Origin of the sequence: Ferrimonas sp. SCSIO 43195 (assembly GCF_023716685.1) — a bacterium.
In the GTDB taxonomy this organism is placed as follows: Bacteria; Pseudomonadota; Gammaproteobacteria; order Enterobacterales; family Shewanellaceae; genus Ferrimonas; species Ferrimonas kyonanensis.
In genome coordinates, this window is sequence record NZ_CP072679.1 from 2,503,019 (window position 1) to 2,528,609 (window position 25,591).

The window sequence follows — 25,591 nt, forward strand, 5'->3', positions numbered from 1 at the left end:
CCAGGAGCTCATAATGTTTACCCAAGAACATCAACAACTTCGCCAGACAGTTCGCCAGTTCGTCGATACCGAAATCAACCCCTATGTGGATCAATGGGAACGACAAGGCCACTACCCCGCCAAGACCGTATTCAAAAAACTCGGCCAGTTGGGGCTGCTGGGGATCACCAAGCCGCAAGCCTTTGGCGGCCTGGGCCTGGATTACAGCTATCAAATTGCCTTCGCCGAGGAGATCGGCGCCGCCCATTGTGGTGGCGTGCCCCTGTCCATCGGCGTTCAGACCGACATGGCGACCCCGGCCCTGGCGCGCTTTGGCAGCGATGCCCTGCGGGATCAATTTCTGACCCCGGCCATCGCCGGCGAGATGGTGGCCGCCATTGGGGTCAGTGAACCCGGAGCCGGCTCCGACGTCGCCGCCATTAAGACTCAGGCGCGAAAGGACGGCGATGACTACGTCATCAATGGCAGCAAGATGTGGATCACCAACGCCACCCAGGCCGACTTCATCTGTCTGCTGGCCAACACCTCCGACGACGCCGTCCACAAAAACAAATCGCTGATCATCGTGCCCACCAACACCCCGGGGATCAGCTTTTCCGACAAGCTCGATAAACTGGGCATGCGCAGCTCCGACACCGCGCAGATCTTTTTTGATGACGTTCGCGTTCCTCAGGCCTACTGCATCGGCCAGGAGGGTGCCGGCTTCACCATGCAGATGCTGCAGTTTCAGGAGGAACGGCTGTTTGGCGCCGCCATGTGCATCAAGTCGCTGGAGAACTGCATCACTCAGACCATCGATTACACCCGCGAACGCAGCGCCTTCGGTCAATCGGTGCTGGACAACCAGGTGGTGCATTTCCGGCTGGCGGAACTTCAAACCGAACTGGAGTGCCTGCGGGCCCTGGTCTATCAGGCCACCAGCAGTTACATCCAGGGCGAGGACGTCACCACCCTGGCCTCCATGGCCAAGCTCAAAGGCGGCCGTTTGTGCCGGGAGATCACCGACAGCTGTCTGCAGTACTGGGGCGGCATGGGGTTCATGTGGGACAACCCGGTATCCCGAGCCTACCGGGACCAGCGCCTGTGCTCCATTGGCGGCGGCGCCGACGAAGTGGTGCTGGGGATCATCTGCAAGAAGATGGGCATCCTGCCCAAACGGGGGTAATTCGACCATGGCGAGTAACCAGCAAGCCGTTCGAACCCGCCTGGCGCAAGGGGTGCTGCAATTGACCCTGAATCGGCCGGAGTGCGGCAATGCCATGAACCTGGCCATGGTGAGCGAACTGCGCCAGGCGCTGCACTCGGTGCGGGATGACCGCCAGTGCCGTGCCATTGTGATTCAGGGCCAGGGCGATCATTTCTGCGCCGGCGGCGATCTGAAAGAGATGGCCGCGGCCGGCCAGCGTGGCGCCAATGGCGACGACCAAGCCACGTTTGAGCGCCTTAACCGCGCCTATGGACAGTTGCTGATGGAGCTCAACCAGGCACCGCAGTTTATTCTGGTGCTGACCCACGGCGGCGTGCTCGGTGGCGGACTCGGGCTGGTGTGCGTCAGCGATCTGACCATCGCCCATCAAAACAGCCGGCTGGGGATGCCAGAAACCAGCCTGGGAATCCCTCCGGCGCAGATTGCTCCCTTTGTGGTCGACCGCATCGGCCTGACCCGTGCCCGCCCCTTGGCGCTGTTGGCCCGGCGGATCGAGGCCTCGGCCGCCCTGGCAATGGGATTGGTGCAGCAGCTTGCCGTCGATGACGACGACCTTATCCAGCAACGCAACCACATACTGGCGGAACTAAACCGCTGCGCACCGGCTGCCAATGCCGTCACCAAGGCACTGCTGCTCAATGCCGACCAGTTACCCCGCAAACCACTGCTGGACCTCGGAGCTCGCCAGTTTGCCGCGGCGGTGTGTGGCCACGAAGGCCGGGAAGGCACCCAAGCCTTTACTCAGAAACGTCGGCCCCGCTGGGCCGACGAGCCGTTGGAGGTGTGATGAGTTTTCACAAAGTACTGATTGCCAACCGGGGCGAGATCGCAGTCCGTCTAATTCACGGCGCACGCCAGCAGGGTTACCAAACGGTGGCTGTCTATTCCGAATCCGATGCCCACGCCCCTCACGTGGCACTGGCAGACGAGGCGATCTGCATCGGCGCCGCCGACGTCCAAAGCAGCTACCTCAACCCCCAAGCCTTGCTGGATGCGGCCCGCCACAGTGGCGCCGACGCTGTCCACCCCGGCTACGGCTTCCTGTCTGAAAACGCCGATTTCGCCCGCCAGTGCGTTCAGCAGCAGCTGACGTTCATCGGCCCCGGCGCCGACGCCATCGAGATGATGGGCAACAAACGCCTGGCCAAGCTGGCGATGCTGGACGCGGGCGTACCCTGCATTCCCGGCTACCAGGGCCAGGATCAGAGTGACCAACGACTGATGGAAGAAGCCCGGCAGATTGGTCTGCCGGTGATGGTCAAAGCCGCCGCCGGTGGCGGCGGCCGCGGCATGCGACTGGTTCACCACGAGTCGGATCTGGCTCAGCAGATTGCCAGCGCCCGCTCCGAAGCCCTGCACGGCTTCGGCAGCGACGAACTGATACTGGAAAAGGCGCTGATCGCGCCCCGTCATATCGAGTTTCAGATTCTGGCCGACGCCGACGGCCACTGCATCCACCTGGCCGAGCGGGATTGTTCGGTGCAGCGTCGACACCAGAAGGTGCTGGAGGAAGCGCCCTCACCGGCGGTCTCACCTGAACTGCGCCGGCGCATGGGTCAGGCGGCGATCCTGGCCGCCCAAAGCTGTCAATACCAAGGCGCCGGCACGGTAGAGTTTCTGCTGGACCGCGACGACCATTTCTATTTTCTGGAGATGAACACTCGCCTGCAGGTGGAGCACCCGGTGACCGAGATGATCACCGGCCTCGATCTGGTGGAATGGCAACTTCGCATTGCCGCGGGCGAGCCGCTGGCGCTGACTCAGGATCAGGTTCGAATACAGGGTCACGCCATCGAAGCCCGCCTGTACGCCGAAGACCCATCCCAACAGTTCCGCCCCCAGACCGGCATCGTCAGGCTGTGGCAGCCCTGTCAGGCCGAGGGCATTCGCATTGACGCCGGCATCGACGAAGGCCAAACCATCGGCAGCCATTATGACCCGATGCTGGCGAAACTGATCGCCTGGGCACCGGATCGTGCCACCGCAGTGCGCCGATTGAATCGAGCCCTGCTGGACTCGCCCCTGCTGGGCGTGGCCAACAATCGCCAATTTTTGTCGGCGCTGCTGTGCCACCCAACCTTTAGCAGCGGCCAGGCCAACACCAGCTTTATCGCCGACCAGTTTAGCGACCACCCCAGCCTCAGGCCCGGCCCACCGCCCTCACGGCTGTGGGCCATTGCCGCCACCCTGCTGTGGAGCGCCAGCGACAACCGCCCGGCCCTTGCGCCACTTCGACACGGATCTTCGCCGGCGTCCCAGTACACCCTGACTGTGGCAGATCACCGCTGTACCCTGACCCTGAGCGCCGAAGCCGATGCCCTGCAGATAGCGTCTGAAGACTGGCAGCACCGCTGCCGGGTAGTTCGCCAACAGCACCACCGCACCCTGGTGGAGGTCGACGGCGTCGGCCTGTGGATTGTCGCCGTTTGCCAGAGCCATCAGCTGTGGCTGGATTTTCACGGCCAACAGGTTCATGTTGAATCCATCAGTCATCGGCGTCGTCGCAGCGGCCCGCAACAAGGCGACGGCGAAATACGAGCCCTGATGGATGGCTGCGTTCAGACTGTCCACGTCAACCTGGGCGATGAAGTCACCCAGGGGCAAACTCTGCTGATGATGGAAGCAATGAAAATGGAGATGCCCCTCAAGGCCGATCGCTGCGGCAGAGTCGCGCAGCTTCAGGTCAAGGAAGGGCAACAGGTAACCGCCCGGCAACTGCTGGTTGCCATAGCCGACTAAGGAGCAAGTATGAACAACCTACAGGGAAGAACCGCCGTCATTACCGGTGCCAGCCGAGGCATCGGCCGGGCCATGGCGTTAAAGCTGGCCAGTCACGGTGCCAACGTGGTCATCGCCGCCAAATCCGATACCGCCCACCCCAAACTGCCGGGCACCATCCACAGTGTCGCCGACGAGGTCGAAGCCTTAGGGGTTGAAGCGCTGCCAGTAAAGCTGGATGTGCGCGACCAGGCCTCGGTCACCGAGATGGCCAAAGCGGTAGAAGCGAAATTCGGCAAGCTGGACATACTGATCAACAACGCCGGCGCCATACGGCTCACCGGCGTCGAACACACCCCGGTTAAGCGCTACGACCTGATGTATCAGGTCAACAACCGGGCGGTGATGTTGTGCAGCCAGACCCTGCTGCCGCTGCTGTGCAAGTCCGACAACGCCCACATTCTCAACCTGTCACCGCCCCTCAACCTGGATCCCAAGTGGTTTAAGGATTATGGCCCCTACACCACCACCAAGTACGGCATGTCGATGCTGACTCTGGGAATGGCCGAGGAGTTTCGCGACCGCGGCATCGCCGTCAATTCACTGTGGCCGAAAACCACCATCGCTACCGATGCAGTCAAGTTTGAAGCCGGCGGTGAAAAACTGTTTCCGGTCAGCCGCACCACCGACATCATGGCCGACGCCGCCCACGCCATCGTCAGCCACACCGGTAACCAGCTCAGCGGCGAACTGCTTATCGATGAGCAGATTTTACGACGCATGGGCCAGACCCAGTTTGACCAGTACGCCTACGTACCAGGGACCACCCGCTTCTTTACCGATCTGTTCGTCGAGGAGTAATCATGGGTAGGTCTCCCTACTTTGATGAACTGTCGCAGATGATTCGACACACTGCGACCCGGTTTGTCGAGCAAGAGGTGGCGCCGAATATCGACCAGTGGGAACGCCAGCGCGGCTTTCCCCGCTCGCTGTACCGCAAAGCCGGCGCAGTCGGATTGCTGGGGCTGGATTACCCCGAGCAGTACGGCGGCACGCCCTGTGATCTGTTTGCCTTGATCGCCATGAGCGAAGCCCTGATGCGCTGCGGCTCTGGCGGCCTGTTTGCCAGCCTGTTGTCTCACAACATCGGCCTGCCGCCGGTGGTCAACTTCGGCTCGGACGCGCTCAAGCAACGGGTGATTCCAGCGGTTCTCTGCGGCGATAAAATCGCCGCCTTGGCGATCACCGAGCCCGAAGGCGGCAGTGACGTCGCTAACCTGCATACCACCGCGGTTCGCGACGGCGACCATTACCGCATCAACGGCAGCAAAACCTTCATTACCAGCGGCAGCCGCGCCGACCTGGTGACCGTGGCAGTGCGCACCGGCCCGGTCGGTCATCACGGCATCAGTCTGCTGCTGGTGGAGGCGGACAGCCCCGGCTTCGGCCGTGGCCACAAGCTGGACAAGATGGGCTGGCACGCCAGCGACACCGCCGAGCTGTTTTTTGACGACTGCCGGGTACCGGTGGCCAACCTGATTGGCCAGGAAAACCGCGGATTCCCCATCATCATGTCCAATTTCCAGAAGGAGCGTATGAGTCTGGCGGTGATGGCCAACGTCACCTCAGAGCTGGCGCTGGACGCCTGCCTGTCTTACGTGCGCCAACGGCACACCTTTGGCCAGCCGCTGGCGGGCCACCAGGTGATTCGCCATAAGCTGGCGGAGATGGCCACCCGCCTGGCCGCCAGCAGGCAGATGCTGTATCACACCGCGTCCAGGCTAAATCAGGGGGAATCGGTGGTCATGGAGATGTCGATGGCCAAAAATCTGGCCACCGATACCAGTGACTTCATTACCCACGAGGCGGTGCAGATCTTTGGCGGTATGGGTTACATGAGCGAGTCGTTGGTCGAGCGGCTGTACCGGGACAGTCGCATTCTGTCCATTGGCGGCGGTACTCGGGAGATCATGAATGAGATCATCGCCAAGAGCCTGTTGGCGTCATGACAAGGCGCCATCAAAAACGGGGCCTTACGGCCCCGTTTTTGATGCTGACAGCTCGACCCGAACTACATCATCGGCGAGATGCTGTGAGGAGCCTGGCTGAACACCAGCTCCGCCCCGGCAGGGAACTCATCCACCGTTAACGTTAACCGGCCCTTCTCATCCACCGGCAACGGCTGGCTGCCGGGGGTGGAAAACTGCGCCTTTGACGCCGGCGCCAGAGTGAAAGTGACCCCCTTCACCTCCGGCTGCAGCCAACCAAACCCAACACCGGCATACGCCCGCATCAAGGTGTTCATCTGCAACTGAATGTCCGCCACATCCTCGACCAGGTAACGGCGCTTATCCAACACCTCCGCCTGCAGCTGCATGGCAAAATCGCACTGGTTGTCGTTTTCCAGCTCCACCCGAATCACGGCACTGCTCTCGCGCAGGCTGCGGTCAAATGGCAACAGCAACTGCTGATCGTCACCGACCAGCAACGGCAGCCGTTTGCCATGGCTGAGAATGGCGCCATCGTCGATGCGGCAAGGGCGATGCTTCTGACGATGATTAAAATAGAACACCAGCTTCATGCGGTTGACGTCCGGCTCATACAACTTGTCCATTCGGTCGTAGAAGCCCTTGTAGTCCAGCGTCAGTGCCGAAGCAGAGAATGGCAACGCCAGTGACGCGGCCAACAACATCCCTGTGAGTGTTTTCATTTACATATACCGTTGGTTGGTTTCTAACATCTGCAACAGCTCATCGATGTAAGCTTCTTTGCGTTCGGAGTAGCGAATCAGCCCCGGAATCAGTGCCGCGGCGGTCACGTCCATCTGTTGCTGCCGGAGATCAAAGCGGATGTCCCTCAACTCCTGATAGGCGGGGTTGGAGTTAAGGTTCTTAACGTAGGACGCCACCGAGGCACCGACGCTGTCAAACTTGGCCACCTCGTGGTTGCGACCGCTGTCCCGGCTCAGAGGCACCAGGCCGCAGCCGGCCTTAAAGCACCACTGGCCAAAAAAGTTCAGGCCATCACGGGCAAAACGGGAACTGCCCCAACCGGTTTCGTTGGCGGCCTGGACCAGCACCATTTCCACCGGCAGAGTATCCACCCGCTTAAGCAGCGGCTCCAGGGTCTCCAAAGACAGTTGGCGCAGGTCGTAGCCGTACTCACGGGCAATTTGATCGGCCTGATTCATCTCGGCCCGGCCAACCGTGCGGCCCTGCTGCAGCTTACTCTGCAGTTGCAACAAAAATTGACGCTGGGACGCGATGCGTTGATTGACCTGCTCGATCTCAGGCCGTAAGTAACTGAAGAAGGCCTTCTTCTTCTCCTTCACATCGGCGATTTCGGCGAAATCCGGCAGTTGGTTCAACGACGCATTGGGCTGAATCGGCAAGCCGGACTGGCGGTGTGAAGGCTGGTCCAGCATCACCTGAACCAGCAACACGCCCGAGGCCACCAGCCCCAGGGCGATGATAATTCCTGCTAAGGGTCTCATGAGGATCCTCCTGATCATCAGGCTTCGAAACGGCCGTTGCCGGCGCCCGGTTCCGGTGGGCTGGCTTCGTCGCTGCTCAGGGTTTCCGGGGTCACAAACAGGTGCTTGTACACCACCCCTTTAAGCTGGAAAAAGAACGGAATGACCCAACACAGGGCGGCCAGAGTGACGGTGGCGGCAATCATCTCGGTGCTGCCATCCACAGGTTGCTTCTGGGCATGGCTGGCAATCACCATGGCCATGGGCCAGAACGCCAACATCAACCCGATGAGGCCAACCAGGTAGGCGCCACACAGAGGCAACAACTGTTTCACCATCACCTTGGCACTGTCGACGATGCTCTTAAGCGGGTTGGTGCGATGCACCAAAAAGTACAGGTTGGCCTGACTCAGGACTACCAGCAAGCCGACGCCCAACACGAACAGCAAGGCGAAGCCCAGCTGAGACACAAAACCGGTGATGAGGCTGATCAGCAGCAGCGGCGCCGTTAGTGGCACCACCTCCAACATGGTACGAGCGCTGACCGGACGATCCAGCGCCCGTTGCAGACCGATGTAGGCCAAGCCCGCTTCAATGGGCGCGGTCATGATCACCATCATCAACTGCAATACCATAAAGCCGTCGGAAGGCTCGCTGAGGCTAAAGGTCACCGGCATGCCCAACACGGTATCGATGACGGTGTAACACAGGAAGGTTGCTGCCGCCATGGCGATGCCACTGGCCAGGGTGGCAAACAACAACGGCTTCACGTCCTGACGGATCAATCGGAAGGTCTCGGTCAGAACGGCGATCAAATTCAATTTTTGCATGTAAAAACGGGCGTAGCTCGCTAAAAACATTAAAGTTAGCTGCCATTATACCCGGCTTTTCAGCTGGCCCCAAACTTGTGAACCAGGCCGCAAACCTGATTATCGGAAATGGCGGCGGTTGTTGACTAAAATTGCTGTTGGCTGTCGAGCCGATTGCACCGGATTTTCACCCCTTAGCACCCGAAACATCCCGCACCTGAGGCAAAACGTGATCCAGGCCACAGCTTGACTCACGTGCGATAGAATTACGGTTTTAGAATAGGCAGTTAATGCTTGGCGTTTTGCCTAACAAGCACTAGAATTCGCCGCCTGTTATTTAATGCCCGTAGCCCGAGCCCGCTGCCTTGAACTGGAACCGCCAATGAGTCACTCCACTCAAGAGACCATAGTCCGCCTCAATAACGTCACCAAAAGCTATGGTGATAAGACCGTTATCCAGAATCTGGATCTGAACATCAATGATGGCGAATTCGTCACCCTGCTCGGCCCGTCCGGCTGCGGTAAAACCACGGTGCTCAGGCTGATTGCCGGCCTTGAAGAGTGCAGCGCCGGTACCCTGTTCATCAATGGGCAGGACGTCACCCAGATTGGCGCCGAGCAGCGCCACGTTAATACCGTGTTCCAGAGTTACGCCCTGTTTCCGCATATGACGGTGTTCGATAACGTCGCCTTTGGGTTGCGGACCCAGAAAGTGCCGGAGCCCGAGATCAAGCAACGGGTGATCGAAGCGCTGAAAATGGTGCAGCTGGATGCCATGGCCAAGCGTAAGCCAGATCAACTCAGTGGCGGCCAACAACAACGGATCGCCATCGCCCGCGCGGTGGTCAACCGCCCCAAGGTATTGCTGCTGGACGAGAGCCTGTCGGCGCTGGATTACAAACTGCGCAAACAGATGCAGATCGAACTGAAACAGTTGCAGCGCAAGCTGGGCATCACCTTTATCTTCGTCACCCACGATCAGGAAGAGGCGCTGTCGATGTCCGACCGCATCAAGGTGATGCGCGACGGCAAGGTGGTGCAATCCGGCACCCCGAAAGAGATCTACGAAACCCCCAATAGCCGGTTTGTGGCGGAATTCATCGGCGAATCGAACCTGTTTGCCGCCAAGGTAATCGAAGCCATCGATGAGCGTCATTTCCTGTGCGACATCAGCGGAAAACGCTACCCGGTATACAGCACCGAGCCGCTGACACCCGCCACCATGATCAATGTGTTGCTGCGCCCGGAAGATCTGCGCCTGACCGAGATCGTTGCCAACCAGCCCAGCGATCTGCTCACCGGAACCGTTACCGAGCGTACCTATAAAGGCATGACCCTGGACTCGGTGATCACCCTGGATAATGGCCAACAGATCCAGGTGTCTGAGTTCTTCAACGAGGACGATCCGGACGTGGACCACAGCCTGGGCCAACGTGTGGAAGTGTCCTGGGTGCCGAGCTGGGAGGTGGTACTGCCCTATGAAGGCGACTAAAACCTTTCAGTGGTTCTCCATCGGACTCATCAGCCTGTGGCTGGTGACCTTCGTGCTGGTGCCCAACCTGATGGTGCTGATCAGCAGTTTCCTGGTGTCCGATGTCCACGATCTGGTGAAGTTTCAGTTCACCTTCGACAACTACGCCCAGCTGATCGACCCCATGTACGCCAAGGTGGTGGGCTACTCCGTCTACCTGGCCGCCATCACCACCCTGTTGTGTTTGCTGATCGGCTACCCCGCCGCCTGGTTTATCGCCCAGTTTCCGCCCAAGGTGCGGGGCGTGCTGCTGTTCCTGGTGATCGTGCCGTTCTGGACCAACTCACTGATCCGCACCTACGCCATCAAGATTATCCTCGGCACTCGCGGTGTGATGAACTGGGGCCTGATGGAGCTTGGCCTCATCGATACGCCCATCCGGCTGATGTACACCCAGAGTGCGGTGCTCATCGGCATGGTCTATATCCTGCTGCCGTTTATGATTCTGCCGCTGTTCTCCAGCATCGAGAAGCTGCCCACCTCCTACCTGGAAGCGGCCCGGGATCTCGGCGCCAGTAAACTGCGCACCTTCAGAACCATCGTACTGCCCCTGACCCTGCCGGGCATGATTGCCGGCAGCCTGATGGTGTTTCTGCCGGCCATGGGCATGTTCTACATTGCCGACCTGCTGGAAGGCGCCAAAAACCCATTGATCGGTAACCTGATCAAAGACCAGATTCTGGTGGCACAAAACTGGCCGTTCGGCGGCGCCCTGAGCGTGGCCCTGCTGATCATGATGGCGATGATGCTGTTCCTCTACCACCGGGTCAGCCAGATGCTGCGCCGTAAGGAGGAGTTCGATGTCTAAGTTTCTGAAATGGGGCTTTTTGGGGCTGCTGTTCAGCTACCTGTACCTGCCCATTGCGGTGCTGGTGGCCAACTCCTTCAATGCTCATAAATACGGCATCAAGTGGACCGGCTTCACCACCAAGTGGTACGACGCCCTGCTCAACAACGCCGGCCTGATGCAGGCTGCCTCGCACTCGCTGACCATAGCGGTGCTGTCGGCGTCCCTGGCCACCATCATCGGTACCCTGACCGCCGTGGCGCTGTTCCGCTACCGCTTCAAAGGCAAGATTGCCCTCAACGGCATGCTGTTCGTGGTCATGACCTCTCCAGACATCGTGATGGCGGTGTCACTGCTGGCCCTGTTTGTCAGCCTGGGAATGGCACTGGGATTCTGGTCGCTGCTATTTGCCCACATCACCTTCTGCCTGCCGTTTGTGGTGGTGACCGTGTACGCCCGGCTAAAAGGCTTCGACAACGCCATTCTGGAGGCCGCACGGGATCTGGGCGCCAGCGAGTGGCGAATCTTTAAAAAGATCATCCTGCCGCTGGCCACCCCGGCCATTTTTGCCGGCTGGTTGCTCAGCTTTACCCTGTCACTGGATGATGTGATCATCAGCTCGTTTGTGACCGGTCCCGGCTATGAAATTCTGCCCCTGAAGATCTACTCCATGGTCAAAGTGGGCGTGTCGCCTGAAGTCAATGCTCTGGCGGCGTTGATGCTGGTGTTGTCGCTGCTGATGGTGGCACTGGCCCAGCTGATCCTGAAACGAAAATCGGCTTAAGCTTCGGCTTGAGTCATACTTGCTTTGAATCAATGAACAAGGAATCCACCGCCATGCTCCGCACTCTGGCAAAAACCGCCTCAGCCGCGCTGATTGGTCTGTGCAGCCTGACCGCCCACGCGGCCAGCGACGTCGTCTACTTCTACAACTGGTCCGAATACATGCCGGAAGGCCTGTTGCACGAATTTGAACAGGAAACCGGCATCAAGGTGATCTACACCACCTACGACTCCAACGAAGCGATGCACGCCAAGCTGAAGCTCACCGGCGCCAAGGGCTATGACCTGGTGGTTCCCTCCACCTACTTCGTTGCCAAGATGCGCGATGAAGGCCTGCTTCAGCCCATCGATCACAGCAAACTGCCCAACTTCAAGCATCTGGATCCGGTGATGTTGAATAAGGCCTACGATCCCAACAACCAGTACTCCATTCCCTATATCTGGGGCGCCACCGGCATCGGCATCAACACCGATTTTGTCGACGCCGACAGCATCAACAGCTGGAAGGATCTGTGGAACCCGAAATGGAAGGGTCAGCTGATGCTGATGAACGACCAGCGGGAAGTGTTCCACATGGCGCTGCGGATTCTGGGCTACTCGGCCAACTCCACCGACGAAGCGCAAATCAAAGAAGCGTACAAACTGCTGAAAAAGCTGATGCCAAACGCGCTGGTGTTTAACTCCGACACCCCTTCCCTGCCCTACATGGCCGGTGAAGTGCCCCTGGGTATGATCTGGAACGGCTCCGCCTTTGAAGCCAACAAGAACGATCCGGCCATCACCATGATCTACCCCAAAGAGGGTGCCATCTTCTGGATGGACAACATCGCCATTCCTGCCGGGGCTGAAAACGTCGACGCCGCCCATAAGCTGATCGACTTCCTGCTGCGCCCGGATGTGGCCGCCAAGGTATGCGAAGAGGTGGGCTACCCGACCCCGAATAAGACCGCCAAGGAGATGTTGGATCCGGAGTTTGCCAACAACCCCATCATCTTCCCACCTGCGGAAGTGATTGAAGCCGGTGAATTCCAGTCTGATGTCGGCGATGCCGTTCGCCTGTACGACAAGTACTGGCAGATGCTGCGCACCGGCAACTAAGCCGCTCGCACTTCGCACAAAGACAACGCCGCTTTTACAGCGGCGTTTTTTGTGGCCGCAACCTATCCCGCCGACTCAAACGCCGCCTCGTCTGCAACATCCGCAAAATGAGGTAACACCCCATTGCGGCGAACAGGTGTTTCAAGGTGTGGCCACTGACAACGCCCTGAGTACTGGAAAAAATCGCCTCATCGTAGAGTTCGGCCACCTTGGCCACCAGGTAGCAACCCCATGCCAGGACCAACACCCCCTGATGGGAGTAGCCGCTTGAAAACAGCATCATCAGCACAGGAATGGTCAACAGCGGCAGCAGTTGCACCCAGATATAGAGCCTCAGATCATCGCGCCAATGCCAGTACGCCACAGTGGCCGCCCCCAACAGCAACGCCGGACCCAGCAACTTCGGAATAAGCCGGCTCGCCAGGTATTCACTGGTCAGGGCGATGAACAGCGCCATAAAGCCAATGGTCATCGACAGCCGATCCCACACCAGAGTAGCGTTGGAAGGGTTGAGGTGATAATAGGCCGAAGTCAGCCCTACCAGGGCTACCCCCGCAAAAAGCCCCCACCAGGGCGGGTGAGCTGGACCGGATGGTGTCCGCAGGCAATAACGCAGGCCCAGGATTCCAACGATCAGGAACGGCAGGCTGGACAATACATTGAGCCCGTTGGCCACCCCAAGCAGGGTTCTAACATCGGCAAACGAATGGTAGGCCAGGCTCTGAGCGATGGGAGCCTGGGTCAATAGCGCGCCAAGAGGCCCAAACACAATGCCGAGCAGCACGGCGTGTCGCCAACTAAACCTTACTCGGTCGCCAGGGTAATCCAGTTTCGGTTGGGCCATCCTCGCTCTCCGGCTGACCAGACCACAGACTCAGAGAGTATAGGACGTTCCGCTACGACCATGGGCCGTCTCGGACGCTGAAAACTGCCACCCGAAGCACAAGCAATCGACGCTGACTCTGGCAGGCCACGACTCAGGATCAGGCTACTGTCAATCGTCACCTGAAGTCAGCGCCTGCCTGACCCTGGCTCTTAATGCCTTATGATCCGGGTTGGACTGCAGCGAACGGTGATACAGCATGGAGATGGGGGCGCTTTTCATCGGCATTGGGAATGACAGCAACTTGACGCCCAGCCGAACCGCCATCGACTGCAACCGTTTTGGCGTCACCGCAATGGCATCGGAGTTCGCCACATAGGCCAGCTGGGACGCATAGGAGCTGGCCCTGTGGGCGATGGTGCGAGGCCTGGGTTGCTCACACAACAGGGTAAAAATGTCCTGCTTATGCCTGCGGGTCGTCACCGCCACATGGCGTTCGCCATAGAACTGCGTTTCAGTGAGGGCATCGCCAATTCTGGGATGATCCTGGCGCACCGCCACCCTGACCTGCTCTTCCACCAACAGCTCGTTTACCACGCTGGCGTCGTTGATGGTCACCAGATCCAGCACCAGATCCACCTGGCGGTTTCGTATGTCGTCAAACAGTTGCTGCTGCTCATCCGGCGGAATGGACACATCGACATCCTCGTGGGCCAGATCGTACGCGTACAGGTCCGGCGCATACACCTTGTGCTGCACCTTAAACAGCGCCTCATCAATCAAGCCGAACGCCGGTTCCAGCTTGGTGGCCATGTAGTTGGCATGGGCGGTGGCTTCGATAGAGCGCCCCTTACGCACAAACAGTGGCTGGCCGATGCCCTGCTCCAGTTGCTTGATGCGCATGCTCACCGCCGCCTGGCTGATCCCCAGCTGCCCGGCTGCCTTGGTGTAGGAGTTCAGCCGGTACACCAGGGTAAAGGTATTAAGCAGATTCAGATCCATCGACGCCTCCCAACATAAGCTGTGCTTATGTATTTTATCAGCTGGCGCCCATTTATCACCAGTATGACTTATCTAATACTGAACTCATCCCGTCAACGACGCCAGCGAAGACTCCGACGGCCCCCAAGGGGTCCCCAGGCGAACTCTGCCTCGGAGCAAAGATGTAGCGATGGCCGTTGGTCTTCAAATGAGCGATGACTTTGAGGTGATTATGAAAAAATCCATTATTGCACTGTCGGTGGTGATCAGCATCAGCACTCCCCTAATGGCCGATCAACACGGCCATGGTGCGGGCAAAGACGAACACGCCCTGACCTCCACGTTTAGCTACCAGGGCAAGCCCGCCACCCAGGCCACCATCGACGCCAACCGCCAATTTGCCAAGCAGCTGGATTTCGCCAACAACAAGGGCTTTGAGGAGACCCGCAAGGGCCTGATCGCCGAGTTCGACCAAGAAACCGCCGCCATCATCTGGAACGACTACCGGTTCCTGGAAGGAGACACCCCGGATACGGTTAACCCCTCGCTGTGGCGCCAGGGCCAGGTAAACCACGAAGCGGCCGGCCTCTACCGCGTGACCGATCGCATCTATCAGGTGCGCGGCACCGATCTGGCCAATATGAGCCTGATCCGCAGTGACAGCGGCTGGATTGTGCTGGATCCTTTGACCACCCCCATGGCCGCCGAAGCCTCGCTGCGTTTCGCCCTGAACAACTTGCCCGAGGGTGGCAACCTGCCGGTGGTCGCCATGGTCTACTCCCACTCCCACGGCGACCACTTCGGCGGTGCCCGCGGGATTCAGAAACTGTTCCCCGACGTCAAAGCCTACGGCTCGAAGAACATCACCAAGGAGATCGTCGATGAGAACGTGCTGGCCGGCAACGCCATGTCCCGCCGGGTCTCCTACCAATACGGTACCGTACTGCCAATCGGCGAAACCGGCATCGTCGACGCCGCCCTTTCCAACGCGGTCACCAAGGGTGAGCTCAGCTATGTGAAGCCCACGGAAACCAACCACACGGCCAGCATCGAGTCCTGGGACATCGACGGCGTCGAGTTCATCTTCATGGACGCCTCCGGCACCGAGGCCACCTCGGAGTCGGTGGCCTACATCCCAGAGATGAACGCCATCTGGGGGGCAGAGCTGACTTACAAAGGGATGCACAACGTCTACACCCTGCGTGGCGCCAAGGTGCGCGATGCCCTGTTGTGGTCCAAGACCATCAACAAGGTGATCAACGAGTTTGGCGGCGATGCCAAGGTGCTGTTTACCGCCCACTCCGCCCCCATCTGGGGCAATGAGGCGATCAACACTTTCCTCAAGCTGCAGCGGGACAACTACGGATTTGTTCACAACCAATCCCTGCGCCTGGCCAACAACGGCGTGGTGATGCAGGACATCGGCTGGGAGATCCAGAAGATCATTCCCGACAGCATTCAGAAGGCGTGGCACACCAACGGCTATCACGGCACCTACAGCCACAATGCCCGTGCGGTGTACAACCTGTATCTGGGGTACTTCGATATGAACCCGGCCAACCTCAACCCTCTGCCCAGCGGCGAAGAAGCCAGCAAGTTTGTGGAGTACATGGGTGGCGAAGAAGCGATTCTGACCAAGGCCAAAGCCGACTTCGACAAGGGCGAGTACCACTTCGTGGCCACCGTCCTCAACAAGGTGGTAACCGCCAACCCGGACTTCAAGCCCGGCCGTGACCTGCTGGCCGATACCTACGAGCAGCTTGGTTACCAGAGCGAGGCCGCCGGCTGGCGTAACGTCTACCTCAGCGGCGCCTATGAACTGCGCAACGGCATCCAGAAGACGGTGCTTAAGGCCAACTCTGCCGACGTGGTCAGCGAGATGGACATGGGCATGATGCTGGACTACCTGGCGGTGCAGGTGGATGCCTCGGTCGCACAGCACAACAGCTTTACCCTGTCTGTGGTCCTGCCCGACATTAAAGAGACCTACTTCGTAGAGATGAGTAACGGCAACCTCAACAACATCCAGGTCACCGAGCCCAGGAAAGCCGATGCCACCCTGACCATCAACAAGGCCGACATCGACCGCATCAACCTGGGGCAGGCCAAGGCCACTCAGTTGCTCGAAAGCGGCAACGCTCAGTTAACCGGTGATCAGAGTGTGCTGGTCAAATTGCAGCGCTCCCTGACCAAGGCGGATTCGGCATTTTCCATTGTCCCTAGCCAGAGCCAGAGCACCGCTCAGCACTCACACCAGCACTGATTGGTACCAACAGAAAAGGTCGCTCCAGGGCGACCTTTTTCCGTGTCTAGGCGCGGCTCTGGCTAATTCAGTCCACGGTTCATTGCCGCGATGACGCCCGCAGCCTGGTGGTGAAGTTCTGTTGCGGGCACAACCTCAAACCCATGCCGGCGAAGTTGCGGCGACTCAATCCACAATCGAGGCGCCCTTCCAGGTTATCGACATGGACTTAGCCTAAAACCATGCTCTGGCTGCCATCGTGCCCCTTAGGGTTTGGGCTGATCATCGCGGCGCAATCCCTTCTTCGGACTAAAAAAGTCACACGCCAATCGCGTCGCCGTTGTCGGTTGCTCCCAGGCTCCGCACTGATCTCGTTGATGTTCCGGCATTCTGGTAAATTGCCGGCATTGTCCGCATCGATTCATGATCCCTCCCCGTAAAAAAAACCGCACCGTGGTACCCAGCTGTGAACCCTGCTGACTGCTCCATCAACAGCATCGACGCGAGTCAGTCAGGTTATCAGCCACAAGGTCAATAAATCGACAATTAAACAGCACCCGCTCGCTTCGGTGAGATCTGGCCTGCAAAAACAGCCCTTTCAGCTCGATGCCGACCCGCCAAGGTTACTGATTGCAGGGCAGTCAAACCGTCGGCCGCTTCAAAGCGGTAAAATTGCTACCCCAGAGGCGATAAAACTGCCATTACGGTCACGATATCAGCCATTGCATGTCAACTTACAAGCGGTTTATTTCGGAGTAACTAGCTGAATAACCGATATTAAGGTAAAATTGCGCCCCCCTTTGAGCCGCAAGGCTCCCCCTTCTTTTTGTAATGCGAGTAAAAATTGAAAACCCTGGGTTTTAAACGATCCATCATCTTATCCGTGGTGGTCCTGGTGACCTTGTGTCTGGTCGCCGCCAACTGGCTGTCCTATCTGAACCTTAAGAGCAGCGTCATCGACAGCGTAAACCGCCAGTCTGAAGCGGTCGTTCACTACGAAGCTCAGAATATTGAGACCTGGTTCGAATCCAAGCAAGAGGCGGTCTCCGCCATGGCCGAACACTACCAGCCTGGGCTAAGCGCGGAGGAATACGTCGAGGACGTACGAATGATGCGCAGTGCCAGCGGCGTCAGCGAACTGCTGGTCGGCCTGGAAGATGGTCGCGCCTTCTCCACGTTCGAGGGCGGCTACTGGCATGACGGTGTTGCCGATACCGCTCGCTACGATCCACGAGTGCGTCCCTGGTATCGCCAGGCGATGGCGGCGGGCGTACTGGACGTCACCGACATCTACACCGATGCCAGCAACGGAAACCAGGTGGTATCTGTGGTCAAAAAGGTCGCCGATGGCGTCATCCTTGGTGACATCGAGCTGAGTATCCTGCAGAAAACCGTCAACAGTGTGGACTTCCCCGGCTCCGTCGCCGCCATCATGGACGGCAAAGGTAAGGCGCTGGTCTCCACTTCACCGCTGCTGTCTCAGGGTACACGCTTCTCCGAACTGGGTATGGATAACGTCGGGGTTGCCATGCTCGGCAGCCAGGAGGCCACCACTGACTACGTATTGAAAGGCGTCGACAAGCTGGCGTTCACCCGCGAGATCCCTCTGATCAATGGTAAGAGCTGGTACTTGTTTGTCGGAGTGGAGAAAGCGGTAGCCTATGCCGCCCTGGACAAGGCGCTGCGCGATGCGCTCATCCTGTCTGTGGTACTGTTGGCCATCGGTGTGGCGCTGTCCCTGGCGATCCTAAACGTACTGTTCAGACCCATTCTCTCCCTCGATGAACTGGTGACCGAGCTTGGCCAGGGCAACGGCGATCTGACCCGCCGGCTACCGGTGGAAGGCGATGACCATCTGGCGCACATCGCCCAGGGCATCAACCGCTTTATTGGTAACCTGCAAACCATGATGCATGAGGTGTCCAAGGCCTCCGACCACATCACTCGATCGGTGGAGTTGGTGCAAGCCCAGACCGAATCAAACAACGGCGTGCTAAAGACCCACACCACCGAGACCGAGCAAGTAGTTACCGCCATCGAAGAGATGAGCGCCACCGCCAACGACGTTGCTCGAAACGCTGCCGAAGCGTCCCGTTTCACCACCGACACCAACGTCAAGGTCAACGACTCCAAGGCCATCGTTACGTCGGCTACCGAGACCGTGTCACAGCTGGTCATCGACGTCGACACCACCTCGGACAACATCACCAACATCGGCAAAGACACCGACGACATCACGTCTGTGTTGAAAGTGATTGGTGAGATTGCCGATCAAACCAACTTGTTGGCGCTGAATGCCGCCATCGAGGCAGCCCGCGCCGGTGAGCAGGGTCGAGGGTTTGCCGTGGTGGCCGACGAGGTGCGCGCCCTGGCAGCCCGCACCCAATCAAGCACCGCAGAGATCGAAGCCACCCTGGCCAAGCTGCATCAGGGTAGCGCCGCAGCCATCGAGGCGATGGGCATCACCAAGACCAGTTGCGAGCAGACCGCGACCGGAGCCAATGCGGTGTCCAGCGATCTGGATGACATCGTTCAATCGGTGGCGCGCATCAACGATCTCAACACCCACATCGCCACCGCAGCAGAGGAACAAAGCTCGGTCGCCACCGAGATCAGCCGCAACATCACCACCATTCGCGAAATTGTAATGGAGCTCTCCTCCAACGGCCGGGCGACGGAAGCGGAAACACTCAACCTTTCCGCGGCAAACAGCCAACTGAAAGCAGTCGTAGGCAAGTTCAAGCTCAGCTAACCCTCTGCCGGAATCACAAAGGCCGCAAATGCGGCCTTTTTTCTTGGCTACCGACAACCACGACCGATTCGCCCCCCATTCTCCCCCTTCAACGCCCCCATAGCATGACACCCATATTAATTTCATGCCCCTTCACATGACACCCAGAATACATACCATGACACCCATACCAGTCTGCTAGATGTCCCTTCACACGACACCCATAAAACCTTACATGACATCCATACCAATCTGGCTACATTGGTGTTCATCTACACTGTACTTTTGTGAGTTTCAAGGATGAGACCATGCCCAAAGCCAGAAGCCAGTTGATATCACTGCAGGATACGCCCTTCTACCATTGCGTCAGTCGTTGTGTTCGCCGCAGTTATCTTTGCGGTGTCGATGCCTACACCGGCATCAGTTACGAGCACCGCCGAGACTGGGTTGAAAATCGGTTACTCGAATTAAGTCAGGCGTTTGCCATTGAAATCTGTGCCTTTGCGGTGATGACGAATCACACCCATGTGGTACTGCACGTAGATGAGCAAAAGGCCAAGGCCTGGAGTACTCTGGAAGTCCTCACTCGATGGCACCGACTGTTTGCGGGTACGGATTTAACCCGACGTTATTGTGACGATGAATTACGCAACACACTCACCAGCGCTGAACTGAGTCAGGTGGATAACAAAGCCTCGCTGTATCGCAATCGCTTAGCTGATTTAAGTTGGTTTATGCGTTCGCTTAACGAGTACATTGCGCGCGAAGCCAATAAAGAAGACGAATGCACCGGTCGGTTTTGGGAGGGAAGATTCAAATCACAGGCGCTTTTGGATGAACAGGCGCTGTTATCGTGCATGGCTTACGTTGATCTCAACCCCATTCGTGCCGGCATGGCGAAGACGCCGGAAAAATCCGACTTCACCAGCATTCAGATGCGCATTCGAGCGGCCCTAAAAGGAAAGCAGCCAGAACGATTAAAACCTTTTAGTAGCAATGACCTAGGTACACATTCCTTGCCCTGCCACCTTAACGATTATTTAGAGCTGGTGGAGTTCACCGGCCTAGCCCTCAAAGAAGGCAAAGTCGGCGCTATTCCTGCTTGCAGTGGCACGCTGTTGCAGCGACTGAACATCGACTTGAGCAGCTGGATTGAATTGACCGAGGGCTTTGAAGATCAGTTCTGTCATCTTGCAGGGCGATTGCACAGCCTGCAGCACTGTCGACAAACTGATGGTTTGCACCGAATCCGTGGTTCTGGAAATGCAAGGCGCCTTTTTGGTGCATAGTCAGTTTAGTTCATCACCATTTTTTCAGAACTCTGTCATTCTTTAAGGAATACAGAGCCCTCCCCCTGTGCAGACCTTTCTTGAAACTCAACCAAGCGTCGCTTTTAAGTGTTGTTTCTGCTCGCGACAACTCGATACGGCGCCGCGCAAACTCCCCACCTGAAGTCAGCTAGCTCCGAGATTCATAGTGGTTATTGGGCTTAGAAGGTTGGGTGTCTTTTCATGTTCCGGTTGGGTGTCTTTATATGTTTCTGTGCCTGAAAGCCCGCTGCGGCCTGATTTTCCTCTCGATTTAACCTCCCAAGATACAATCGGTTACAGAGATGTAATTCGGCTGTGATTACACTTCGCAGCAACAATTACTCACTGCCATAGCGGCAAAGGCTGTAGGCCAACACGCCCCCGGGTTGAGGTACTTCCGCCCAGATTCATGTTTTAAAGGAGAGAGTTCACCATGCGGATACTACTATCGATGCTCATTGCAAGCTGCATCCTGCTACAGGGTTGTTCGTCCCACCCGGCCTTTGACGACAGCGGCTACACCCAAAGGTTGGATGCGGTTGTCGACAGCATCAAGAAGAATCCCTCCTACAAGCGGGTGCCCATCGACACCGATGCGCAGGTAGAACAGTTCACCGAACTCACTTATCAGCTGTATAAAAAGCAGATTTCAAACGATCAATTTGTCCAGCAGATGCTGCTCGAATACCCGGACTACCAAACATCGATTCGTTGGTTGGCCACCCAGTTTCAAAAATAAGGCCAACGCCGAAACCACACCCGGTGCCTTGGGGCGCCGGGATGCCCTCCCCCAATAACTAGCTATTGCCCCCGCAGCGGATTGCTCCCCCTGTTGACCGTGCGTCAATACGGCCCGGTCAACCGCCATCGCACTGCCACCGGCGACACCATGATTGTGGCCAGGGATAGCACGGCGGGACGGGGATGACCGCCACAAAAACCACCAGGTAGGACAGCCATGACAGAGATAACCTTTGATCGCGTAAACACGGTACCCCACCCCAAACTCGAGTTGCGCCTACTTCACCCCAAATACTGGTGTGTGTGGCTCGGTTTCGGACTACTGGCGTTGCTGGTCAATGTGCTCCCGTATGGAGCTCTTAGACGGATCGGCTTCTTGATCGGGGATCTTGCCAGGCAACTGCTGAAGAAACGAGCTCATGTCGCCAGGACCAATCTCAGCCTGTGCTTTCCCAACCATTCCGACGAAATTATCGAACAGTGGGTTAAACAGAATTTTCAAAATGCCGGCATGGCATTGATGGAGACAGGATTCGCCTGGTTTTGGCCATCGTGGCGAATTCACGCCCATACAGACTCTTTTGGCAAAGAGGAGCTATTGCAACAGCAGCAACGTCAGCGCGGCGTGCTTATTATTTGTGGCCACTTCTTTCACCTAGAAATGACCGCACGAATCTTCAGTACCTTTGCTCCGGGTTATGGCGTCTACCGCCCCCATTCCAATCCAGCCTATGAGTTTATCCAACACTGGGGACGAACTCGAAATGGCAATCAACTGGTCGATCGAAAGGACATAAAATCCATGATAAAGGTGCTGAAATCTGGTGAACGACTCTGGTACTTACCCGACCACGACTACGGCCCCAATGGTTCGGTGTTCGCCCCCTTTTTTGGTATCCAGGCCAGCACCGTTGCCGGCCCAGGGGTACTGATGAAGTTAACCGGCTGTGCGGTGGTATCTGCCGTTAGCATGAGACAGGAGGACACCTACATTCTTGAGGTCGACCCGGATTTTAGTCAGCAAATCCCCCCCAACCCGATAGAAGCGGCAACGGTAATTAACCGCCGTCTCGAAGCCATGATTATGAAAGGGGTGACTCAATGGATGTGGCTGCACAAACGATTCAAAACCACTCCGCCGGGAATAGAGTGTCGCTACTAGCCCCTCGAATCGCCATCCCCAAAAACGGCCACAGCTTAAAACGGGCCGCGATGGCGACCCGTGCTGTATTGCCAATTACTGATCGAGCTCCACCCAGGAGTGCCACTCGTAGTTGCCGGCAATGGGTTGAGAGTCTTTCGATTCCCAACGGGTCCGCCACAGCTTACCCTCAAAGATCACCACCTCACCTTGCTGATACAGTACGTCAGGGTGCCACTGCTGAACGCCCCCCTGCTCAATAAGATATTGAGTCGAGTACTTCTCGTCCTGATTGGCATACTGGCACTCAGTCAGCCAATACACACTCTGGCTTTCGTCGGCGTATTCCACGGGCGTCGCCCAACGATCCAGGCAGACTTCATCCTCAAACAACTCTGTCTGCCCTTTGATCGTGCCATTGGAGTCGATAGCCAATGCCGATTCGCTGGCTAAAAACAGCGATTGAACGTCCCCCGAAAGCGCCAGTGTGGTATTCAGCAGAGGCGCAACCTTGGTCCCCAGGTTGACCCAATAGCCCTCGCCGCTACCACAACCTTGCAGCGTAATGACTGCCCCTTCATTGAGTTCGCTTGGCGTTAAACACAAGCCGGACTCGGTATCCAGAAGACGAAACACACTGCGCTCATAAGGCACTGCATCGTCGGCCATCACTGCAAACGCACACAGCAAGCCAACTCCTATTGCTGCTCTTTTCATTTGACCCTTTCCTTATTATCAGATTTATCAAAACGAATGTGACTCGGAGTCACAACAGGGATGGGCGACCAGATTTTTAATAAGCTTCTGATTAAATGGGAAATCTGTGACATTTCGAGCAAAATTGACATCGCACTCAGACGGGCATTTTGACTGTGAACTACCGCTAGGCCTTACAGCGCCTGCCTTCGCCAACAACCGGAGTTACTGTAACGGCTTTTCGTCGCCCAAACAGTGGCAACATTGCCATTGATGTTGATTGTTGCTAGCAATATGGAACAAGGGAGCCACCGCTCGTGACAGTTAACTCAATGGACACAGCGGTATCCCGATTACAACCCGGTCGGCCAACTCCATGGCGGCTGATCCAGCATCGACTGCCCCATCACCTCTGTCTCGCCATAAGGCTTATGCAGCTGTATTGAGTGGCAATTATCGCTTTTCTCTAGGCTGGCAATGAGTCTGGGCGCATGCGAGATCACCCACACCTGGCTGTGAGCCGACGCCTCAATGATTAACTGCCCGAGAGCGGGCAGAAGGTCCGGGTGCAGGCTGGTTTCCGGCTCGTTCAGCACCATCAAGTTCGGCGGCCTGGGGGTCATCAACGCCGCAGTGAGCAGAAGATAACGCAGAGTGCCGTCCGAGAGCTCGGCGGCGGTAAGCGGCCTGAGCATGCCGGGTTGCATTAAGCTCAGGGTAAAGCGGTTGTCTGCGCTGATGTCGATATTCAATCGTGAGCCGGGAAACGCCCGGTCTATGGCCTGATCCAAGCCCCGCTCATCGCCCACTTCACGTATGGTCTGCAGTGCCGCAGCCAAATCACGGCCGTCGTGGTGCAGAACCGGGGTTCTACTGCCAATGGAAGACTGACGCGCCGGCGCCTCCGGGTCGGTGCGAAAATGGTCGTAGAAGCGCCATCGCCGCATCGATTCCCGCAACGCAAACAGCTCTGGCGTCGCCTGTATGTCCGCGACCTGATCAAACATGCTGTCGTAAGCCGGTAGATGCTGGCTGATCACCCTGAAACTGCGTCCGTCACGGCTTTTGACCATCGGCCCCTGCCGCCCCACCAACTCAGCGCCGGGACGCCAGCGCTGCCCGGCCCAAATCGCTTCCCGCTTCACTTCCGGATCCAGGTTGAACACACTGCCTGGTACCGGCTCCGGCATACCCAGTCCAATGGCGTAGCTAAAGGGCTCTCCGGTAAAGCCCAGTTTCAAGCGCGAGTGGCGATTGCGACCCGAGCCCTGAACCTCAACGTCCCCGCGTCGCATCGCTGCCGTAATTTCATCGGGTCCGGCCCACATGGTAGAGATCAACCCGCCCTCACGGGCCAAAGCGCTGACTACGCCGCCCTGAGCGGTTTCCGCCAGCAACCGCAATGCCCGGTAGAGATTGGATTTGCCACAGCCGTTGCCGCCGGTGATCAGCGTCAGCGGCCCCAACGGAATACGAAGGTTACGAATGGAGCGATAGTTCTCAATGACAAACGCGTTCAGCATACTCTGGATGATGTCGGTCGACTCGAAAGGCCTACCTTAACATCCCGCTTGTGCGAGGAAAAACCGCCAACCGCCGTCGATTGCAAATGCGATTAAGCCTTAGAAACCGGTTATGACAAAGACTTAGGCCATTTCGGCTTGGCCCCGGACTAATTAAAAGTGCCCCTTACCGGGTAATTTTTGTCTCGAATGAAATCGATGCCGCTTAACAGCACATCGATCTCTGGACGCGCGAACGGGCCATTGGAGATATCCAATATCTGAATCTCATTGCGGTCATTAATGATGAAAACACCCGGTTCGGAGTAGAAGTGATTGGTCTCGCCGGTTGAGAGCGGACGAGAGATATACAGCCCGAGTTCCCGCATCATCTCTACGGTCAAACCGTAGGTTACCGGGTAGTTTACTTTCAGCTGCATGAAGTGCTCCAGCGCCTGTGACTCGTTGTCCGCAGAGGTGGCAACAATATCCACGCCCAGCTTGGCAAACGCCGGCTTAGCCTCGCCGATTTTCTTCAGGTATCGAGTGCACATCGGGCAGTGCCCGCCGCGATACACCACCACCATTTTCCAGTTGGTCTTTTTTTCCGGAGCACCAAGATTAAGTCTACCGCCACCCAGCTTTGGCAGTTCGATAGAGGGAAACTGAGACCCGCCTTTGACCTTGTTTGACATCATCACTTTGTCTTTCCCCTGATTTATCAGCGATGAAATCACGGCCATTTCATCACTTGTCGATCATTCGCATCACCTGAAACCTCACTGTCCAAGGCAGCGATGCTCGGTAATGAGCGAGCGTCTCCCCCCCCTTGCAGATGAAAGTGCAGCCGATGCGACAGTCACATCAGAGTCGGGGAGTGAAACAACTGGCAGTGTAGGGCCAGACCAGAAACCATAATAGACACAAAAGTAGCGTATTTATGCATAACAGATGTACTGAGGAACTGGTATGATCGCGACCACCCGCTTAACTGTGATGATGATAAGAGGCTAATCCCG

At 57.5% G+C, this 25,591-nt stretch carries 22 protein-coding genes; 14 read left to right on the forward strand and 8 right to left on the reverse strand.

Annotated elements, in window-relative coordinates; all coding sequences use genetic code 11:
- The first annotated feature begins 10 nt into the window (after nt 1-10).
- Genes J8Z22_RS11795 through J8Z22_RS11815 form a run of 5 tightly spaced genes read left to right on the forward strand, consistent with a single transcriptional unit; the run spans nt 11 to nt 5,934 of the window.
- Nucleotides 11-1,165 carry an acyl-CoA dehydrogenase family protein gene (locus J8Z22_RS11795; protein WP_252010477.1) on the forward strand — a complete coding sequence of 385 codons (1,155 nt, stop codon included), beginning with the start codon at nt 11-13 and terminating at the stop codon, nt 1,163-1,165.
- A gap of 7 nt (nt 1,166-1,172) precedes the next feature.
- Nucleotides 1,173-1,994 carry an enoyl-CoA hydratase/isomerase family protein gene (locus J8Z22_RS11800; RefSeq protein ID WP_252006541.1) on the forward strand — a complete coding sequence of 274 codons (822 nt, stop codon included), beginning with the start codon at nt 1,173-1,175 and terminating at the stop codon, nt 1,992-1,994.
- Nucleotides 1,994-3,946, forward strand: a complete 1,953-nt coding sequence (locus tag J8Z22_RS11805; protein WP_305881799.1) for an acetyl-CoA carboxylase biotin carboxylase subunit — start codon at nt 1,994-1,996, stop codon at nt 3,944-3,946. Before J8Z22_RS11800 ends, J8Z22_RS11805 begins: the two co-directional genes overlap by 1 nt.
- A 9-nt stretch (nt 3,947-3,955) precedes the next feature.
- Entirely contained in the window at nt 3,956-4,786 is an 831-nt protein-coding gene (locus J8Z22_RS11810; RefSeq protein WP_252006543.1) for an NAD(P)-dependent oxidoreductase, read from the forward strand.
- Nucleotides 4,787-4,788: 2 nt separating this feature from the next.
- Nucleotides 4,789-5,934: an acyl-CoA dehydrogenase family protein gene (locus J8Z22_RS11815; RefSeq protein WP_252006544.1), complete on the forward strand. Its 1,146-nt coding sequence runs from the start codon at nt 4,789-4,791 to the stop codon at nt 5,932-5,934.
- 62 nt (nt 5,935-5,996) lie between these two features.
- On the opposite strand, the gene J8Z22_RS11820 is transcribed toward J8Z22_RS11815, so the two are convergent.
- From J8Z22_RS11820 to J8Z22_RS11830, 3 genes are read right to left on the reverse strand one after another with little or no spacing between them, the layout of a single operon-like run.
- Nucleotides 5,997-6,635, reverse strand: coding sequence for a DUF2987 domain-containing protein (locus J8Z22_RS11820; protein WP_252006545.1), 639 nt, complete (start codon nt 6,633-6,635; stop codon nt 5,997-5,999).
- The gene (locus J8Z22_RS11825; RefSeq protein ID WP_035416426.1) at nt 6,636-7,418 is read right to left on the reverse strand and encodes a glucosaminidase domain-containing protein; all 783 of its coding nucleotides are present in this window, start codon (nt 7,416-7,418) and stop codon (nt 6,636-6,638) included.
- Between the two features lie 17 nt (nt 7,419-7,435).
- Complete coding sequence (locus tag J8Z22_RS11830) at nt 7,436-8,227, reverse strand: hypothetical protein (RefSeq protein ID WP_156897145.1); 792 nt, start codon at nt 8,225-8,227, stop codon at nt 7,436-7,438.
- A 361-nt stretch (nt 8,228-8,588) separates the two neighbouring features.
- On the opposite strand from J8Z22_RS11830, the gene potA reads away from it, so the two are divergent.
- Genes potA through J8Z22_RS11850 form a run of 4 tightly spaced genes read left to right on the forward strand, consistent with a single transcriptional unit; the run spans nt 8,589 to nt 12,405 of the window.
- Nucleotides 8,589-9,698, forward strand: coding sequence for a spermidine/putrescine ABC transporter ATP-binding protein PotA (potA, locus tag J8Z22_RS11835; protein ID WP_028114859.1), 1,110 nt, complete (start codon nt 8,589-8,591; stop codon nt 9,696-9,698).
- Nucleotides 9,685-10,545 (forward strand): spermidine/putrescine ABC transporter permease PotB, encoded by an 861-nt coding sequence (gene potB, locus J8Z22_RS11840; RefSeq protein ID WP_028114860.1) that lies wholly within the window; start codon nt 9,685-9,687, stop codon nt 10,543-10,545. Before potA ends, potB begins: the two co-directional genes overlap by 14 nt.
- Nucleotides 10,538-11,308: a spermidine/putrescine ABC transporter permease PotC gene (gene potC, locus J8Z22_RS11845; RefSeq protein ID WP_028114861.1), complete on the forward strand. Its 771-nt coding sequence runs from the start codon at nt 10,538-10,540 to the stop codon at nt 11,306-11,308. Before potB ends, potC begins: the two co-directional genes overlap by 8 nt.
- A 53-nt stretch (nt 11,309-11,361) precedes the next feature.
- On the forward strand, nt 11,362-12,405 hold the full coding sequence (locus J8Z22_RS11850; RefSeq protein ID WP_252006546.1) for an extracellular solute-binding protein: 1,044 nt from the start codon (nt 11,362-11,364) through the stop codon (nt 12,403-12,405).
- 34 nt (nt 12,406-12,439) lie between these two features.
- Here the strand turns inward: J8Z22_RS11850 and J8Z22_RS11855 are convergent, their stop codons facing one another.
- Nucleotides 12,440-13,249, reverse strand: a complete 810-nt coding sequence (locus J8Z22_RS11855) for a ceramidase domain-containing protein (RefSeq protein WP_252006547.1) — start codon at nt 13,247-13,249, stop codon at nt 12,440-12,442.
- Between the two features lie 150 nt (nt 13,250-13,399).
- Nucleotides 13,400-14,230, reverse strand: coding sequence for a LysR family transcriptional regulator (locus J8Z22_RS11860; RefSeq protein ID WP_305881800.1), 831 nt, complete (start codon nt 14,228-14,230; stop codon nt 13,400-13,402).
- Between the two features lie 211 nt (nt 14,231-14,441).
- On the opposite strand from J8Z22_RS11860, the gene J8Z22_RS11870 reads away from it, so the two are divergent.
- From J8Z22_RS11870 to lpxL, 5 genes are all read left to right on the forward strand, one after another.
- Nucleotides 14,442-16,472: an alkyl/aryl-sulfatase gene (locus tag J8Z22_RS11870; protein ID WP_252006548.1), complete on the forward strand. Its 2,031-nt coding sequence runs from the start codon at nt 14,442-14,444 to the stop codon at nt 16,470-16,472.
- 823 nt (nt 16,473-17,295) lie between these two features.
- Complete coding sequence (locus J8Z22_RS11875; protein ID WP_252006549.1) at nt 17,296-19,203, forward strand: methyl-accepting chemotaxis protein; 1,908 nt, start codon at nt 17,296-17,298, stop codon at nt 19,201-19,203.
- 287 nt (nt 19,204-19,490) lie between these two features.
- Nucleotides 19,491-20,471 carry a transposase gene (locus J8Z22_RS11880; RefSeq protein ID WP_252006550.1) on the forward strand — a complete coding sequence of 327 codons (981 nt, stop codon included), beginning with the start codon at nt 19,491-19,493 and terminating at the stop codon, nt 20,469-20,471.
- A gap of 454 nt (nt 20,472-20,925) precedes the next feature.
- The gene (locus J8Z22_RS11885) at nt 20,926-21,231 is read left to right on the forward strand and encodes a hypothetical protein (protein WP_252006551.1); all 306 of its coding nucleotides are present in this window, start codon (nt 20,926-20,928) and stop codon (nt 21,229-21,231) included.
- Nucleotides 21,232-21,450: 219 nt separating this feature from the next.
- Nucleotides 21,451-22,395, forward strand: a complete 945-nt coding sequence (gene lpxL, locus J8Z22_RS11890; RefSeq protein ID WP_252006552.1) for an LpxL/LpxP family Kdo(2)-lipid IV(A) lauroyl/palmitoleoyl acyltransferase — start codon at nt 21,451-21,453, stop codon at nt 22,393-22,395.
- Between the two features lie 75 nt (nt 22,396-22,470).
- On the opposite strand, the gene J8Z22_RS11895 is transcribed toward lpxL, so the two are convergent.
- From J8Z22_RS11895 to J8Z22_RS11905, 3 genes are all read right to left on the reverse strand, one after another.
- Nucleotides 22,471-23,091 carry a hypothetical protein gene (locus J8Z22_RS11895; RefSeq protein WP_252006553.1) on the reverse strand — a complete coding sequence of 207 codons (621 nt, stop codon included), beginning with the start codon at nt 23,089-23,091 and terminating at the stop codon, nt 22,471-22,473.
- A gap of 332 nt (nt 23,092-23,423) precedes the next feature.
- Entirely contained in the window at nt 23,424-24,593 is a 1,170-nt protein-coding gene (locus J8Z22_RS11900; protein ID WP_252006554.1) for an AAA family ATPase, read from the reverse strand.
- 149 nt (nt 24,594-24,742) lie between these two features.
- A complete protein-coding gene (locus tag J8Z22_RS11905) occupies nt 24,743-25,309 on the reverse strand; it encodes a redoxin domain-containing protein (RefSeq protein ID WP_252006555.1) in 567 nt (188 codons plus the stop codon).
- Nucleotides 25,310-25,591 lie beyond the last annotated feature (282 nt).

Bases quoted from the DNA above. Each gene is read 5' to 3' on its own strand.
- J8Z22_RS11800 (WP_252006541.1), top strand. From the start codon at position 1,173: ATGGCGAGTAACCAGCAAGCCGTTCGAACCCGCCTGGCGCAAGGGGTG.
- J8Z22_RS11805 (WP_305881799.1), top strand. From the start codon at position 1,994: ATGAGTTTTCACAAAGTACTGATTGCCAACCGGGGCGAGATCGCAGTC.
- J8Z22_RS11810 (WP_252006543.1), top strand. From the start codon at position 3,956: ATGAACAACCTACAGGGAAGAACCGCCGTCATTACCGGTGCCAGCCGA.
- J8Z22_RS11815 (WP_252006544.1), top strand. From the start codon at position 4,789: ATGGGTAGGTCTCCCTACTTTGATGAACTGTCGCAGATGATTCGACAC.
- J8Z22_RS11820 (WP_252006545.1), bottom strand. From the start codon at position 6,635: ATGAAAACACTCACAGGGATGTTGTTGGCCGCGTCACTGGCGTTGCCA.
- J8Z22_RS11825 (WP_035416426.1), bottom strand. From the start codon at position 7,418: ATGAGACCCTTAGCAGGAATTATCATCGCCCTGGGGCTGGTGGCCTCG.
- J8Z22_RS11830 (WP_156897145.1), bottom strand. From the start codon at position 8,227: ATGCAAAAATTGAATTTGATCGCCGTTCTGACCGAGACCTTCCGATTG.
- potA (WP_028114859.1), top strand. From the start codon at position 8,589: ATGAGTCACTCCACTCAAGAGACCATAGTCCGCCTCAATAACGTCACC.
- potB (WP_028114860.1), top strand. From the start codon at position 9,685: ATGAAGGCGACTAAAACCTTTCAGTGGTTCTCCATCGGACTCATCAGC.
- potC (WP_028114861.1), top strand. From the start codon at position 10,538: ATGTCTAAGTTTCTGAAATGGGGCTTTTTGGGGCTGCTGTTCAGCTAC.
- J8Z22_RS11850 (WP_252006546.1), top strand. From the start codon at position 11,362: ATGCTCCGCACTCTGGCAAAAACCGCCTCAGCCGCGCTGATTGGTCTG.
- J8Z22_RS11855 (WP_252006547.1), bottom strand. From the start codon at position 13,249: ATGGCCCAACCGAAACTGGATTACCCTGGCGACCGAGTAAGGTTTAGT.
- J8Z22_RS11860 (WP_305881800.1), bottom strand. From the start codon at position 14,230: ATGGATCTGAATCTGCTTAATACCTTTACCCTGGTGTACCGGCTGAAC.
- J8Z22_RS11870 (WP_252006548.1), top strand. From the start codon at position 14,442: ATGAAAAAATCCATTATTGCACTGTCGGTGGTGATCAGCATCAGCACT.
- J8Z22_RS11880 (WP_252006550.1), top strand. From the start codon at position 19,491: ATGCCCAAAGCCAGAAGCCAGTTGATATCACTGCAGGATACGCCCTTC.
- J8Z22_RS11885 (WP_252006551.1), top strand. From the start codon at position 20,926: ATGCGGATACTACTATCGATGCTCATTGCAAGCTGCATCCTGCTACAG.
- lpxL (WP_252006552.1), top strand. From the start codon at position 21,451: ATGACAGAGATAACCTTTGATCGCGTAAACACGGTACCCCACCCCAAA.
- J8Z22_RS11895 (WP_252006553.1), bottom strand. From the start codon at position 23,091: ATGAAAAGAGCAGCAATAGGAGTTGGCTTGCTGTGTGCGTTTGCAGTG.
- J8Z22_RS11900 (WP_252006554.1), bottom strand. From the start codon at position 24,593: ATGCTGAACGCGTTTGTCATTGAGAACTATCGCTCCATTCGTAACCTT.